13 protein-coding genes are annotated in these 14,620 nt (G+C 54.7%); 1 reads left to right on the forward strand and 12 read right to left on the reverse strand.

Translation table 11 applies throughout. The features are described from left to right. Positions 1-178 precede the first annotated feature (178 nt). The 4 genes from ACIQW9_RS09445 to ACIQW9_RS09460 form a co-directional block, all read right to left on the reverse strand. Positions 179-1,375, reverse strand: a complete 1,197-nt coding sequence (locus tag ACIQW9_RS09445) for an acetyl-CoA C-acyltransferase (RefSeq protein ID WP_402335841.1) — start codon at positions 1,373-1,375, stop codon at positions 179-181. 158 nt (positions 1,376-1,533) lie between these two features. Next, positions 1,534-3,933, reverse strand: coding sequence for a 3-hydroxyacyl-CoA dehydrogenase/enoyl-CoA hydratase family protein (locus ACIQW9_RS09450; protein WP_402335844.1), 2,400 nt, complete (start codon positions 3,931-3,933; stop codon positions 1,534-1,536). 76 nt (positions 3,934-4,009) lie between these two features. Beyond that, the gene (locus ACIQW9_RS09455; protein WP_402335847.1) at positions 4,010-5,800 is read right to left on the reverse strand and encodes an acyl-CoA dehydrogenase C-terminal domain-containing protein; all 1,791 of its coding nucleotides are present in this window, start codon (positions 5,798-5,800) and stop codon (positions 4,010-4,012) included. 82 nt (positions 5,801-5,882) lie between these two features. Then, positions 5,883-6,263 carry an RNA-binding S4 domain-containing protein gene (locus ACIQW9_RS09460; RefSeq protein WP_402335850.1) on the reverse strand — a complete coding sequence of 127 codons (381 nt, stop codon included), beginning with the start codon at positions 6,261-6,263 and terminating at the stop codon, positions 5,883-5,885. 253 nt (positions 6,264-6,516) lie between these two features. On the opposite strand from ACIQW9_RS09460, the gene ACIQW9_RS09465 reads away from it, so the two are divergent. Further along, positions 6,517-7,377, forward strand: a complete 861-nt coding sequence (locus ACIQW9_RS09465) for an HDOD domain-containing protein (protein WP_402335853.1) — start codon at positions 6,517-6,519, stop codon at positions 7,375-7,377. Between the two features lie 20 nt (positions 7,378-7,397). On the opposite strand, the gene ACIQW9_RS09470 is transcribed toward ACIQW9_RS09465, so the two are convergent. The 8 genes from ACIQW9_RS09470 to ACIQW9_RS09505 all read right to left on the reverse strand — a co-directional run bounded on the left by ACIQW9_RS09470 (position 7,398) and on the right by ACIQW9_RS09505 (position 14,612). Continuing rightward, the gene (locus tag ACIQW9_RS09470) at positions 7,398-8,564 is read right to left on the reverse strand and encodes a phosphatidylserine/phosphatidylglycerophosphate/cardiolipin synthase family protein (RefSeq protein WP_402335856.1); all 1,167 of its coding nucleotides are present in this window, start codon (positions 8,562-8,564) and stop codon (positions 7,398-7,400) included. Positions 8,565-8,685: 121 nt separating this feature from the next. Continuing rightward, positions 8,686-9,480, reverse strand: coding sequence for an endonuclease/exonuclease/phosphatase family protein (locus ACIQW9_RS09475; RefSeq protein WP_402335858.1), 795 nt, complete (start codon positions 9,478-9,480; stop codon positions 8,686-8,688). Positions 9,481-9,541: 61 nt separating this feature from the next. Then, entirely contained in the window at positions 9,542-10,060 is a 519-nt protein-coding gene (gene nudB / locus ACIQW9_RS09480) for a dihydroneopterin triphosphate diphosphatase (RefSeq protein ID WP_402335861.1), read from the reverse strand. A gap of 103 nt (positions 10,061-10,163) precedes the next feature. Further along, positions 10,164-11,969: an aspartate--tRNA ligase gene (gene aspS, locus ACIQW9_RS09485; protein ID WP_402335864.1), complete on the reverse strand. Its 1,806-nt coding sequence runs from the start codon at positions 11,967-11,969 to the stop codon at positions 10,164-10,166. A gap of 62 nt (positions 11,970-12,031) precedes the next feature. Beyond that, positions 12,032-12,676, reverse strand: a complete 645-nt coding sequence (locus tag ACIQW9_RS09490; RefSeq protein WP_402335867.1) for a DUF502 domain-containing protein — start codon at positions 12,674-12,676, stop codon at positions 12,032-12,034. 50 nt (positions 12,677-12,726) lie between these two features. Beyond that, positions 12,727-13,059, reverse strand: a complete 333-nt coding sequence (locus ACIQW9_RS09495; protein WP_402335870.1) for an FmdB family zinc ribbon protein — start codon at positions 13,057-13,059, stop codon at positions 12,727-12,729. 134 nt (positions 13,060-13,193) lie between these two features. Then, positions 13,194-13,496, reverse strand: a complete 303-nt coding sequence (locus tag ACIQW9_RS09500; protein ID WP_402335871.1) for a putative quinol monooxygenase — start codon at positions 13,494-13,496, stop codon at positions 13,194-13,196. A 42-nt stretch (positions 13,497-13,538) separates the two neighbouring features. Further along, positions 13,539-14,612, reverse strand: coding sequence for a PotD/PotF family extracellular solute-binding protein (locus tag ACIQW9_RS09505; RefSeq protein ID WP_402335874.1), 1,074 nt, complete (start codon positions 14,610-14,612; stop codon positions 13,539-13,541). Between the last annotated feature and the right edge of the window lie 8 nt (positions 14,613-14,620).

The following is a 14,620-nucleotide window of genomic DNA, read 5'->3' on the forward strand; positions in this document are numbered from 1 at the left end:
TTATGCCGTTGACCGGATGTATTTGATTTCACATTCAACAAGGTGCGTCCACTGGCCGCCGAAGGTGGACATTAAAAGATATCCGCCTTGGGACTGGAAATGCCGGCATCAGACTCAAGAATGAGCATACCGGCCGGGGAAGTGGGCCGGCAGGCGCTCTGCCACTTCACTGCCGAAATTACATGCGCTCGAAAATCCCCGCGGCACCCATACCGGTACCTACGCACATCGTGACCATGCCGTACTTCAGATTTTTACGGCGCAGTGCATGAACGACAGTCGCCGAGCGTATCGCACCGGTTGCACCCAGCGGATGACCGAGCGCAATCGCACCGCCCATAGGGTTGACCTTGGCCGGATCGAGACCGAGATCCTGTATCACTGCCAGAGCCTGCGCGGCAAACGCCTCATTCAATTCTATCCAGTCCATCTGATCCTGCTTCAAACCGGCTGCACGCAAGGCAGCAGGAATGGCTTCCTTCGGTCCTATGCCCATGATCTCCGGTGGCACACCGCGTACTGCAAATGAAACGAAGCGCGCCAGTGGCGTCAGGTTGAATTGTCTGAGGATTTTTTCACTGACCAGTATCAGCGCGCCCGCGCCGTCAGAGGTTTGCGAACTGTTGCCGGCGGTGACGGAACCTTTGGGCGCAAATACCGGCCGCAGTTTTGCCAGCGCTTCCAGACTGGTATCGGCACGCGCGCCTTCATCCATGTTGACCATGCGGGTGGCGATATCAATCTGACCGCTGCCCAGATTCGGGAAACGCTCGACGATATCAACTGCGGCCATCTCGTTGTTGAACTCGCCGCTCTGCTGCGCCGCCAATGCCTTCAGGTGCGAATTCAGCGCAAACTGATCCTGCGCTTCGCGCGATACTTTCCATTGCTCGGCAACGCGTTCGGCAGTCAGTCCCATGCCGTAGGCCATGCCTATGTTTTCATCCTTGAAAATGCCCATATTCATCGCCGGATGGTGTCCCATCATCGGCACCATGGACATGGACTCCGCACCACCTGCAATCATCACATCGGCTTCGCCGACGCGGATGCGGTCAGCCGCCATCGCAATCGCGGTCAGGCCGGATGCGCAGTAACGGTTGACGGTAACGCCGCCGACCGTCTTCGGCAAACCTGCCAGCAACACGCCCATGCGCGCCATATTCAAACCCTGCTCCGCTTCCGGGAAGGAGCAGCCGATGATCGCATCCTCGATCAAATTGGGATCGAGGCCCGGCACTTGCGACAAGGCCGACTGCAGCACGCGCACCAGCAGATCATCGGGCCGCGTATTCCTGAACATGCCGCGCGGCGCCTTGCCGATAGGTGTACGGGTCGCTGCAACGATGTAGGCATCTTGAAGTTGTTTGCTCATTGCTTGCTCCTGAAATAGGACTTAACTTATTAGATATCAAAAGGGTTGAATAAGCGTAGCGAGCAAGCCAAGGTCAGTGCGAGAAGCGCAGCCGTACTTAAGTACGGCGAGCATCGCAGCGCTGAGATTGGTTTGCGCAGTAGCTTAGTCAGCCCTTTTCAATTGCGGACGGGCTTACCGGTTTGCATCATGCCCATGATGCGCTCCTGCGTTTTCGGATTATTCAGCAATTCCATGAAGGCCTTGCGCTCGCGATCCAGCAGCCATTGTTCATCTACCAGGCTGCCCTGCTCGATATCGCCGCCGCTGACAATCTCGGCAATCATCAGTCCCAGCTTGTAATCATGTGCAGAGATGAAACCGCCGTCGCGCATGTTGATCAGTTGCGCACCGATGGTCGCCAGACCGTATTTACCGGTGACCGGCACCAGCGTCTTGCGCGGCGCACGATAGCCGGCATCGAACATCGCACGCGCCTGCGTCTTCGCAATGTGCAGCAATTCATATGGGTTGAAGACGATGATGTCATCGCTCTTCAGATAACCCATGGTTTGCGCTTCAAGCGCCGAACGCGATACGGCTGCCGTCGCCGCATTCATGTAGTAGTGCTTGAGGAATTGCAGGATATCGTTGCCTTTGGCTTCATTTGCCGCGCGCACCGCCGCCTCCTTCAAGCCGCCACCGGCAGGAATCAGGCCCACGCCGACTTCAACCAGTCCGATATACGATTCAATGGACGCCACACGTTTTGCAGCATGCAGCAGCAGTTCGCAACCGCCGCCCAATGCCAGACCGGCAACGGCTGCCACCACCGGCACGTTGGCATACTTCATCGCCTGATGTGCCTGCTGCAGCTTGAGCACTTCCGGCTCGATCGCCTTGACGCCGCCCGACATGAACAGCGGCAGCATCGATTGCAGATCGGCACCGGCCGAGAAGGCGCCGCCTTCGGCGGCATCGGCATGCCAGATCACCAGACCCTTGTAATTTTTTTCAGCTTCTGCGATGGCCTTGCCTATGCCGGCAGTGACCTCGGAACCGATCACGTGCATCTTGGTCTTGAAGGACAGAATCAATACATCGTCATCCTGATGCCAGATGCGTACCGAATCGTCTTCATGGAAAGTCGTACCGGCCGTACTGCCGTTTGCCGCCTGATCGCCCACCAGTCCGGCGCGGAACACCTGGCGTTGATAGACAGGCAGATTCGAGCGCATCACATATTTATTTTGTACCGGCGACCACGAACCGTTTGCCGTATGCACACCCGCATTTTTCGCCACCGGGCCATCGAATACCCACGCCGGCAGCGCCGCATTGCTGAGCGCCTTGCCTGCATCTATATCTTCCTTCACCCAGGTCGCAATCTGCTGCCAGCCCGACGCCTGCCAGGTTTCAAACGGGCCGTGCGTCCAGCCGAAACCCCAGCGCAAGGCAAAATCGACATCGCGTGCATTGTCGGCCACCGTTTCAAGATGGACCGCAATGTAATGAAATACATCGCGAAAAATAGCCCACAGAAATTGCGCCTGCGGATTGCTCGAATCGTGCAGCGCCTTCATGCGCTTGGCCGGATCTTTTTCCTTCAGGATGCGGCCAACCAGATCGTCCGCCTTGCCGCCGCCGGCGACATAATCCGCCTTGGCCGGATCGATGCGCAAAATATCCTTGCCGACCTTCTTGTAAAAACCGGCACCGGCTTTTTGTCCCAGCGCGCCGCCACCTATCAATTTGGTGAGTATCTCCGGGGTTTTATACACAGGAAAAAACGGATCGTCCTGCAGCGTGTTCTGCATCGTTGTGATGACATGCGCCATCGTATCCAGGCCGACCACATCGGCGGTACGGAAGGTGCCGGATTTGGCACGCCCCAGTTTGCTGCCGGTCAGGTCATCCACCACATCGACCGACAAGCCGAATTTTTCTGCTTCGTGCATCGTTGCCAGCATGCCGAAGATGCCGACGCGATTGGCGATGAAGTTGGGCGTATCGAAAGCGCGCACCACGCCCTTACCCAGAGTCGAAGTCAGAAAACCTTCCAGCTGATCGAGTATCTCCGGCCTGGTTGCGGCAGTCGGGATCAGCTCCACCAGATGCATATAGCGTGGCGGATTGAAAAAATGCACGCCGCAGAAACGCGCCTTCAAATCGGCATCGAAACCTTCTGCCAGGGCCGTGATGGACAAGCCGGAAGTATTCGAGGCAAAGATCGCGTTCGGCGCGATATGCGGCGCGACCTTCTTGTACAGATCGTGCTTCCAGTCCATGCGCTCGGCAATCGCTTCGATGATCAGATCGCACTCTTTGAGTTTTTCCAGATCATCGGCGTAATTCGCCACCTCAATCAGGGCGGCGTGATCCGGATTGGCGAGCGGCGCCGGACTGAGTTTTTTCAGATTGGCCAACGCGCGCACCACCACGCCGTTTTGATCGCCATCCTTGCCCGGCAAGTCGAACAGCACTACCGGCACTTTGGCGTTGACGCAATGCGCAGCGATCTGCGCGCCCATCACGCCTGCCCCCAGAACCGCTACTTTTTTAACGATGAAATTTGCCATACCTGAACCTCTTGGTGAATGGAGTATGAATCATGCAGCGATGCAAACGCTTGATGTAGCTCTTAAAGCACTGCTCCTAAAACAGCTCCGCATCCAGCGCCATCAGATTGGTGGAACCGGAACGCGCCTGACGAATCAGCATCGCGGTTTCCGGCAACAGCCGCGCGAAATAGAAACGTGAGGTCGCCAGCTTGGCCTTGTAGAAATTGTCGCCGTCATCCTGCTTGGCCAAAGCGAGCTTTGCCATCTGCGCAAAAAAGTAGGCGTAGACCAGATGCCCGGCCACACGCAGATAAGGTACCGCCGCCGCCCCGACTTCATCCGGATTCTGGAATGCCTTCATGCCGATTTCCATTGTCAGCTTGGTGACTTTTTCAGCCAGATCGGCCAGCGGCGTGATGAATTCCGACATCGCTTCATCGGTGCCGTTTTCTTCAATGAAGGCGCGAATTTTTTCGCCGAACTTGCGCAGCTTGGCGCCGTTATCCAGCAGGATTTTGCGGCCCAGCAAATCCAGCGACTGGATAGTGTTGGTGCCTTCGTAAATCATATTGATGCGCGCATCGCGCACGTATTGCTCCATGCCCCATTCGGCAATGTAACCGTGACCGCCGTATACCTGCATCGCCTCCGACGTCGCAATCCAGCCGTTGTCGGTGAGGAAGGCCTTGATGATAGGCGTCAGCAAGGCGACTTCATCGGCGGCATCCTTGCGCACCGTTTCATCCGGATGATTCAGTTCTCTATCGATTTGCAGTGCAACGTAGGAACTGAAGGCGCGACCGCCTTCGGCATAGGCTTTTGCCGTGAGCAGCATGCGCCGCACATCGGGATGCACGATAATGGGATCGGCCGGTTTATCGGCTGCTTTCACGCCGGTCAGACTGCGCATTTGCAGGCGGTCTTTGGCATAGATCAGGGCATTCTGATAGGCGACTTCCGTCAGGCCCAGCGATTGCATGCCGACGCCGAGGCGTGCGGCATTCATCATCACGAACATCGCATTCAAGCCCTTGTTCGGCTGGCCTATCATCCAGCCGGTCGCGCCGTCGATATTCATCTGACAGGTTGCATTGCCGTGGATGCCCATCTTCTCTTCCAGCGCGCCGCAGAAAATCGGATTGCGCGCGCCGAGTGTGCCATCCGCATTTGGCAGGAATTTCGGCACGATGAACAGCGAGATGCCATGCGTGCCTTCCGGCGCATCCGGCAAGCGTGCCAGCACCAGATGCAGGATGTTTTGCGCCATGTCGTGTTCGCCGGCGGAGATGAAAATCTTGCTGCCGGTGATCTTGTAAGAACCGGCCGCCTGCGGTTCCGCTTTCGAGCGCAGCAAACCCAGATCGGTACCGCAATGCGCTTCCGTCAGGCACATGGTGCCGGTCCATTCGCCGGAAACCAGCTTCGGCAGATACAGCGCCTTCTGTTCTGCCGTACCGTGTTCATGCAGGCATTCGTAGGCACCGTGCGACAGGCCCGGATACATGGTCCACGCCTGATTCGACGAGTTCAGCATTTCAAAGAAAGAGTTTTGCAGCACCATGGGCAAACCCTGGCCGCCGTATTCCGGATCGCACGATAGCGACGGCCATCCGGCAGCCACATATTGCGCGTAAGCGGCCTTGAATCCTGCCGGCGGCGTGACTTCATGCGTAACGGGATCGAGCTTGCAACCTTCGCGGTCGCCGGAACGGTTCAGCGGGAACAATACTTCGGAGGTGAACTTGCCGCCCTCTTCCAGCACCTGATTGATGATGTCGGCATCGATATCGACATATTTCTGCATCTGCTGCAATTCATCTTCAGCATGCAGCAATTCGTGCAGCACAAACTGCATGTCGCGCAACGGTGCAATGTATTGACCCATGTATGTCTCCTCACGGCTGATAATTGATTTGTAAAATCCATACTATCGCATGCTGCTCACCAGCACCATGTCGACCACAATCCTATTGATTCGTTTTATCCAGCAGGCGCCGATCACGCTTGGTAGGCCGGCCCTTGATCGTCATGCCCGGTTCCTTGAAGAATTTCCTTTTATCCGCTTCCTGCTGCCGTTTGACGATGCTTTCCTCGGTCTCTGCATACAGCTTCTGCGCCATCTCGGCCGAACCGCGTACATCCGACAGGCCACGCACCAGCACTTCCCATACGCTGGAACCATTATCTATTTGCACCAGGTCGCCATACCTGACGTTGCGAGCCGGCTTGATGCGTTCGCGCTCTATTCTGACCTTGCCGTTGTCGACGGCATCGCTCGCCAGCGTCCGCGTCTTGAAAAATCGTGCCGCCCACAACCATTTGTCTATGCGTACGGATTCTGTCGTCATGTCGCGTGCTCATAGTTGCATTATCAAAGCATCATTGTAGCCACCCCGGCAAGAAACCGCTGCGCAAAAAATCCACGCTGCATGGATGCATGGCTGCTCTTGCCTTGTGGATTCGGCAAATGCAAACTTATGAAAAAATGAATTCAATGACAACTCTTTACGCTCTTTTACAAAAGGAAAGGTGTTACTTTGACTGCAATAAAAATCTAACTTCCGGGCACTCTCTGCGCCCGGAAAAATAAAAGGGGGAATTTTGTCCAAGCAGTCGCCAAATATTGCACCGGCACATCTGCTCGCGCCTGATTTTTCACTGGACAATATTCCACCCCGCCCCGCGCTGCTGATGGCCTTGCAACGCGAAATACAGCAGGACAATCCCAACAGCAAAAAATTTGCCAGCCTGATCCGGCGCGATGTGGCAATGGCCGGCACCCTGCTGCAAATCGCCAATTCCGCCTTCTTCAATCTGGGCCGCCACATTGCGAGCGTGGAAGAAGCCATTACCCTGATAGGACTGAATCAATGCAATGCCATCATGTCCGGCTTGATACTCAAGAAATCGCTGGGTTTCGGCAACAAGATGATGGCACGCTTCTGGGATGGCTCAGAAAAACGCGCCATCGGTCTCAGCATGCTGGCCAAAAGAACGCGCAATCTATCGTCTGAAATCGCATACAGCTTCGGCCTCTTCTGCGACACTGGTATTCCTTTATTGAAGGGTGCCTTTCCGAAAACCTATCTGGATACGCTACTGCAAGCCAATCGCAAGGCTGCTGAAGAATTTTTGCAGGTGGAAGATGAGCGGCATGGCGTCAACCATACGGTCATAGGCGCACTGCTGGCGGAACGCTGGTCGCTGGCGCCGGAAGTAGTACTGGCCATACGCATGCATCACACACCGCAAGTGCTGTTTGACAAGGCATTTTCTCCGGTCGTACGCACCTTGATCGCACTCAACTATGTGGTGGAAAAGGCGATTCAGGAATATCGTGGCCAGACTGAGTCGCTGGAATGGATGGAAGCCGGCGACCATGTTTCCAAGGCTTTGCGCATCTCGCCGCAAGAAGTCGATAGCCTGTGCGAGTTATTGATCCAGCGCTTTCGGGCTTACTGAAAATCGGCTGCCCCATCACGCTACTCGGCTGATTTGCCCCAGGTAATCAGGCGCAGCATGCTTTTATAGACCTGGTAAGCGAAGCGATAAAAAAACCGCTTGTACCAGGGGATCTTGTCGAACTCGGATAAATCGACCGGTACACCATCAGCCACGCCGCGCTCGATATGCGCACGCAATTTTTTCGCGAAGTCGGCATCGAGCACCACCACGTTCGCTTCCTGATTTACAAACAGACTGAAGCCGTCGTAATTGCTGGAACCGACGGTGGCCCAGTTATCGTCAACCACCGCCACCTTGCCATGCAATTGCGTCTTGCGGTATTCGACGATCTTCACTCCGCATTTCAACAGCTTGGGATAGAACGAACGTGCAATCACATCCTGAAAACGATATTGGCCAACGCCGAGCAGCAAGGTGACATCAACGCCGCGCAATGCCGCCGACGACAAGCCTTTACGTAATTTCCTGCCGGGAGCGAAATACGGATTTGCCAGCATGGCCGATGCGCGTGCGCCGCCCAGCGCCTTCAAATAGGCATTTTGTATCGTGCGGCGATTGTTCAAGTTGTCACGCACCACCAGGCCTGCCACCATCGCTTCGCGCGCATCTGTCGGCCTGCACCGGTGTTGCTCCCGGTAAGTAGCCCAGCGCGTACGCCAGCTAAGATTGCCAAGGCGCACCCAATGTACTGCCATTTCCCAATGGATGGTCGCTACCAGCGGGCCGCTAATGCGCACGCCGAAATCCCAGCGCGGCGCCGGCAGAACGATACGGGGGTCGTCATCATTATGTATGTCGTCCACGATATTCAAACCGCCAAGAAACGCCACCACACGATCCACCACGCATAATTTCCTGTGCATGCGTGCGATGCCGCGCACGAACCATGGATTGAAGCTGCGATACGCTACACCCGCTGCCTGAAAATCGCGCTGCAATACTTTCGATTGCGCATTGCCGGTGCCTACCCAGTCCGTCATGACATTGACGATCACGCCGCGCTGCGCTGCGCGCACCAGCGCAGCCTTGACTTCATCAGCCGTTTCATCGGCGGCAAAAATATATGTTTCGAGATAAATTTCCGACTTGGCTGCATCGAATGCATCGATCAGCGCCGGGAAGTATTCCGCGCCGCAATATAAAAGCTGGATATCGTTTTGACCGACAAAGCTGACCGAGCGCATAAGTAGAGGCTACCTGGCAGTAAATGATAAGGCGGGCATGAGTGACATTGCCCGTGTATTTTTTGGACGCATGCAGTCGTCCGTTTTTTATCGAACTTATCGATGGCCGATCAGGCAGGCATTATTTCAACTGCAGGTTCGCGACGATGGGCGCATGATCCGACAGCTTGCCCCACATGGTGCCATGCAACACTGCGGCTGATTCTACCTTGAAGCCGCGCACATAAATCCGGTCCAGTTGCAGAAAGGGCATCGCCGCCGGGAAAGTGCGTGCCGGTTGTATCTTGGTGCCACGACCGCTCAACTGGCGCAAATATGTACCGAAGCCGCGACGCGAGAGATTTTCATCGAAGACTTCAGTCACGCCCAGCGTTTCGCGTAACTCTTCGCTCAGGTGGTTGCCCCAATCGTTGAAGTCGCCGGCAATGATGATAGGCGCACCCGCTTCAGCCGAAGACGAAACCGCTTCGATCAAGGCAGCCGTCTGGCGCTTTCTGCTACCGGCAAACAAGCCCAGATGGATGACGAAGCAATGCACTTCTGCTTCCGGCGCTCTCACCACGCAGTGCAAAATGCCGCGCGATTCATATTTGTGATCTGAAATATTCTGATTGCGTGACGATAAAATCGGAAAGCTGCTCAACAATGCATTGCCGTGATGGCCGTGATCGTAAACCGCATTCATGCCGTAGGCGCATTGATGCGAATCGCCGGCGAGAAAATCCTGTTGCGACAATTCCGGCCAATCGGTTGCATGTTTCAAGGCATGCAAATCGTGGCGACCCTGCACTTCCTGCAGGAACAGCACATCCGATTGCATCGCATTGATGGCCTGCTTGAGCGCGTGTATGCGCGGCCGGGCCCCGAACGAGGACACACCCTTGTGTATGTTGTAAGTCGTAATGCGTAGTTTCATGCAGTCTGGACCTGACTATTCAATAAATCAAAATCGGGAATACCCATGGCATCCGCCTACTCTACTTATGGCCGACACGGCTGGTTTCAACATGCTGGGGCAACAACAGGATAGCCTCTGCATTCGAGGCAGAAAAACATTTGTCGGCGGCTTCCCTGTATGGCAGCCACATGAAATTCAAATGTTCGCGCGGCGCCAGCACCACAGGAATATCACTCGGCACCAGCAAACCAAACACATGTTCGGTATTTTTTTTCACATGCGGCGCATAACGATGCTGCCATACAGGATAGATGTCGTAGACGTTGGAAAGTTGCCAGTCTGTGAGATTTTCCAGCGGAACATAGCTTGGCAAGGACAGCTTGTCTTGCTCGGAAGGCAAGTTCCGCACAGCAATACCAGTTTCCTCAGCCACTTCCCGCACTGCCGTTTCCAGAAAGAGTTCATCCACGCTGTCCTTGGAGCCGGTCACAGACTGCCAGTAGCCAGGCCTGTCTGCACGTTCGATCAGCAATACCTCAAGATTGATCGTGTGAATGACAACCAGAACGGATTCGGGAATTTTGTAAGGCCTGCTCATGGCAAATCGTTACTTTCGGATAGCAGATGACGACAGCATAAAAACAAATTGAAATAAAAAAGGCGCGGAATTCCGCGCCTTTTTATTATGCCGCAAAAAGCAATCAGCCTTTTACAACAGGTTCGACATTGCGCAGGCGGATATGCAATTCACGCAGTTGCTTTTCATCGACTTCCGACGGCGCTTGCGTGAGCAGACATTGCGCGCGCTGGGTTTTCGGGAAAGCGATCACGTCGCGGATCGATTCGGCACCGGTCATCATCGTGACGATGCGATCCAGACCGAATGCGAGACCGCCATGCGGAGGCGCACCGTATTGCAATGCATCCAGCAGGAAGCCGAACTTGAGCTGCGCTTCTTCTGCACTGATTTTCAATGCGCGGAACACCTTGCTTTGCACTTCGGCGCGATGGATACGCACCGAACCGCCGCCCAGTTCCCAGCCGTTCAAGACCATATCGTAGGCTTTGGAAAGGCATTTACCCGGATTGGTTTCCATCAAATCTTCATGGCCGTCTTTCGGCGCGGTGAATGGATGATGGGTTGCCGACCAGCGCTGGCTGTCTTCGTCATATTCAAACATAGGGAAATCGACAACCCACAGCGGACGCCATTCATCGTCGAACAAACCGTTCTTCTTGCCGAAATCGCTGTGACCAACTTTGACGCGCAAGGCACCGATTGCATCGTTGACGACTTTGGCCTTGTCCGCACCGAAGAAAATCAGATCGCCGTCTTGCGCGCCGGTTGCCTCGATGATTTTTGCCAATGCTTCGTCATGAATATTCTTGACGATAGGCGATTGCAAGCCGTCACGGCCTTTGGCCTTCTCGTTAACCTTGATGTAAGCCAGACCCTTGGCGCCGTAGATCGCAACGAACTGCGTGTACGCATCGATTTCGGAGCGTGGCATCGCGCCGCCGCCCGGTACGCGCAAGCCGACCACACGGCCGTTTTCCATATTCGCCGCACCGGAGAAGACCTTGAACTCGACATCTTTCATGATGCTGGTCAGATCGGTGAACTCGAGCTTGACGCGCATATCCGGTTTGTCGGAACCGTACATGCCCATTGCGGTCGCGTAATCCATTACCGGGAACGGGTTAGGCAATTCAACGTTCAGGCAATTCTTGAATACCAGACGTATCATGCCTTCGAACAGATCGCGGATTTCCTGTTCGTTCATGAACGAGGTTTCGCAATCGATCTGGGTGAATTCAGGCTGACGATCGGCACGCAAATCTTCATCGCGGAAGCACTTGACGATCTGATAATAGCGATCGAAGTTGGCCACCATCAGCAATTGCTTGAACAATTGCGGCGATTGCGGCAACGCGAAGAAGTGACCGGCATTCACACGCGACGGCACCAGATAATCGCGTGCGCCTTCCGGCGTCGATTTGGTCAGCATCGGCGTTTCGATATCGATGAAGCCTTGCGCATCGAGGAATTTGCGCACCTCCATCGTGACCTTGTAACGCAGGCGCAGATTGTTTTGCATTTGCGGGCGACGCAGATCGAGTACGCGATGTGTCAGGCGTGTGGTTTCCGACAGGTTGTCGTCGTCCAGCTGGAATGGCGGCGTGACGGAAGGATTCAACACTTCCAGTGCATGCGCCAGCACTTCAATCTTGCCGGACGTGAGGTTGCTGTTGCTGGTGCCTTCAGGACGATGACGAACAACACCCGTGATGCGTAGACAGAATTCGTTGCGCACCGCTTCCGCGGCCTTGAATACATCGACGCGATCCGGGTCGCAGACAACTTGCACCAGACCTTCGCGATCGCGCAGATCGATGAAAATAACACCGCCATGATCGCGACGACGGTGGACCCAGCCGCACAGGCTGACGGTTTGGTCGAGCAGCGCTTCGGAAGTGAGGCCGCAATATTGGGTTCGCATAGACATATTCAATTTCCAGTTTCAGGTTCTGTGTTGTCGACCGCTTGAAAATACACGATCTATATTATTTACTGCGGGTGATCCGAATGAATTTTTTTCGGATCGATGAGTTGTGATTTATCAAAATGCTCCGGCGTCACTACGCCCATGGAAACGATATATTTCAGCGCCTCATCGACATTCATGTCGAGTTCTATCGTATCCGCGCGCGGCACCATCAGGAAGAAGCCGGAGGTCGGATTCGGCGTTGTCGGCACATAGACGCTGACGTAATCGCCGGTCAGATGATTGCGCACATCGCCGCCCGGCACGCCGGTCAAGAAGGCTATCGTCCACGAGCCCTGGCGCGGATACTGCACCAGCAGCGCTTTGCGGAAGGCATTGCCCGACGATGAAAACAGGGTATCGGACACCTGCTTGACGCTGGAATAAATCGTATTGAATATCGGAATCCGCTTCAACGCCGACTCCCACAAGGCGACCACGCGGTTGCCGATGAAATTGCGCGTCGCCAGACCGGTCAGGAAAATGACCAGCAGAGTCAGGATAGTGCCGAGGCCGGGAATCGCGAAGCCGATGACCGCCTCCGGCCGCCAGCGCGCCGGCAGCAACAGCAGGGATTGATCCATCGTGCCGACAATGAGATTCAGCACCCACAAGGTAATGGCGAGCGGAACAAGGATCAGCAAGCCGGTAACGAAATATTTGCGCATGATGTTCTACCGTAAAAATCGTGCCGCATTGTCGCGGCGCGGTGTATTCGTCAAGAATCGGATTTCGTACCCGAAGAAACGGCAGTTGCGGCAACCGCAGGTATTGACGCTGCCGGTACGGACGCAGCAGCTTCGGACGTGGCCGCCGGCGCATCGCCATTCGCCGTGCTCGACACCGCCGGCGCTGCAGTACCACCCTGCCCGCCGCGGAAATCGGTCACATACCAACCGGTACCCTTGAGCTGGAACCCTGCTGCGGTCAACTGCTTCTTGAACGTGGACTTGCCGCATTGCGGACATTCCGTCAGGACTGGATCAGATATTTTTTGCAACGCATCTTTGGCAAAACCACAGGCTTCACAACGGTACGCATAAATTGGCATGACAAATTCCCGCAAAAATCTTACAAAACCCTGAATTATAAAGGTTTTCAGCCCCGATTTACTGCCGCTTTGCAGCCGGGAGCGTGATTCTGCACTTTCGCCGTGCCGCTGTTCTCACACTTGTCTTTTTTACTTCAGCACTCGACTTCCGCAGAAAAGGCATCCATCAACAGAAAAGTCCCTTCCCGCGCCTGATAACTATCGATCAAAGGAACCAGACGGCGGAAATGCTCGGTTTGGCAATGCGCGTCCAGCGCCGCGCGATCCGGCCATTCCTCTATGAAAATGAAATGACCGGGATCTTTTTGATCAGTAAAAAGATGGTAAGAAATACACTCTTTTTCCTGTCGTGTCTTTTCGACCAGCTCTTGATAGAGCGGCCGTACCGTTTCGAGAAACTCGTGCCGGATAAAATCCTGCGCAATCACTTTCAGCACGGAATACCCGCCTGAAAAAGATGGCGGGCATCAAACATCGGCTTATTTGGCACGAATTTCCGTCCAGATACGATTCAATGCACGGCGTTGCTTGCTGTTCAAATCTTTCAGCATTTCCAGTTTGGCCGCTTCAGCCTTGTCCGGGAAAATCTCCTTGTTCTTGGCGATTTCCGGTTTGATGTAAGGCAAAGCCGCACTATTCGGATTGCCGGTGCCTAGCATATTGGTCAACTCGGCAGAATTTTTGCCGTCCAGAATCAGATTGATAAATTGATGCGCCAGATCCGGCCGCGGCGCATCTTTAGGAATCACCAGGCTATCCAGCGACATCGCCGCGCCTTCTTTCGGCAAAGCGTGGCGAATGCGGAATTTGCGGCTGGCTTTTTGCGCATCCTGATCCGCCTGGAAAATATCGCTGGAGTAACCATGCACCAGCCAGATATCGCCCACCGTCAAACCCTTGATGTAGCTGGTACCGTTGAATGCAGCCCAGTAGGGCTTGGCTTTCAGGATCACGTTCTTGGCTTCCTGCCAGTGCTTTTCATCGGTATCGTTGACCGAGTAGCCGAGATACTTCAAAGCGGCGGCCATCAATTCATTGGCCGAATCGAGCACGGTAACCTTGCCTTTGATCTTCGCCAGAATAGCCGGATCGAAAATCGCCGCCCAGCTATCCACTGGAATTCCCAGTTCCTTCATTTTTTGCTCGTTGTAACCAAGCAGCGTGATCGTGTACGCATATGGCACCGAATACTGATTACCCTTGTCGAAATCGGTATTCAGATATTGCGGATTCAAATTCTTGAAATTCGGCAGCAACTTCTTGTCGATAGGCTGCAAGGCACCCTGCTTGATCAGCGATTGCAAGGCATTCCCGGTCGGCACGATCAGGTCGTAACCTTTGGCGCCTGCCGCCAGCTTGGCCAGCATTTCTTCGTTATCACCGTAGTAGCTTTGTACCAGCTGGCATTTGCATGCGGCTTCAAAACGCTGCACGGTTTCTGCCGCAAGATAGTTATTCCAGTTGTACAGATGCAGCTTGTTTTGCGCCTGTGCAGAGGTGGCTGCAGTAACGGCGATCAACAAGAGCGAAGCAAGGGAGAATAATTTTTTCATGACAAATC

The sequence above is a fragment of the Herminiimonas sp. NPDC097707 genome, assembly GCF_044761395.1.
Lineage (GTDB): Bacteria > Pseudomonadota > Gammaproteobacteria > Burkholderiales > Burkholderiaceae_D > Oxalicibacterium.

Excerpts from the sequence above, each read along its gene's own strand:
- aspS (WP_402335864.1), bottom strand. The coding sequence starts at position 11,969 with ATGTCTATGCGAACCCAATATTGCGGCCTCACTTCCGAAGCGCTGCTC.
- ACIQW9_RS09495 (WP_402335870.1), bottom strand. The coding sequence starts at position 13,059 with ATGCCAATTTATGCGTACCGTTGTGAAGCCTGTGGTTTTGCCAAAGAT.
- ACIQW9_RS09450 (WP_402335844.1), bottom strand. The coding sequence starts at position 3,933 with ATGGCAAATTTCATCGTTAAAAAAGTAGCGGTTCTGGGGGCAGGCGTG.
- ACIQW9_RS09445 (WP_402335841.1), bottom strand. The coding sequence starts at position 1,375 with ATGAGCAAACAACTTCAAGATGCCTACATCGTTGCAGCGACCCGTACA.
- ACIQW9_RS09470 (WP_402335856.1), bottom strand. The coding sequence starts at position 8,564 with ATGCGCTCGGTCAGCTTTGTCGGTCAAAACGATATCCAGCTTTTATAT.
- ACIQW9_RS09455 (WP_402335847.1), bottom strand. The coding sequence starts at position 5,800 with ATGGGTCAATACATTGCACCGTTGCGCGACATGCAGTTTGTGCTGCAC.
- ACIQW9_RS09490 (WP_402335867.1), bottom strand. The coding sequence starts at position 12,676 with ATGCGCAAATATTTCGTTACCGGCTTGCTGATCCTTGTTCCGCTCGCC.
- ACIQW9_RS09460 (WP_402335850.1), bottom strand. The coding sequence starts at position 6,263 with ATGACGACAGAATCCGTACGCATAGACAAATGGTTGTGGGCGGCACGA.
- nudB (WP_402335861.1), bottom strand. The coding sequence starts at position 10,060 with ATGAGCAGGCCTTACAAAATTCCCGAATCCGTTCTGGTTGTCATTCAC.
- ACIQW9_RS09505 (WP_402335874.1), bottom strand. The coding sequence starts at position 14,612 with ATGAAAAAATTATTCTCCCTTGCTTCGCTCTTGTTGATCGCCGTTACT.
- ACIQW9_RS09475 (WP_402335858.1), bottom strand. The coding sequence starts at position 9,480 with ATGAAACTACGCATTACGACTTACAACATACACAAGGGTGTGTCCTCG.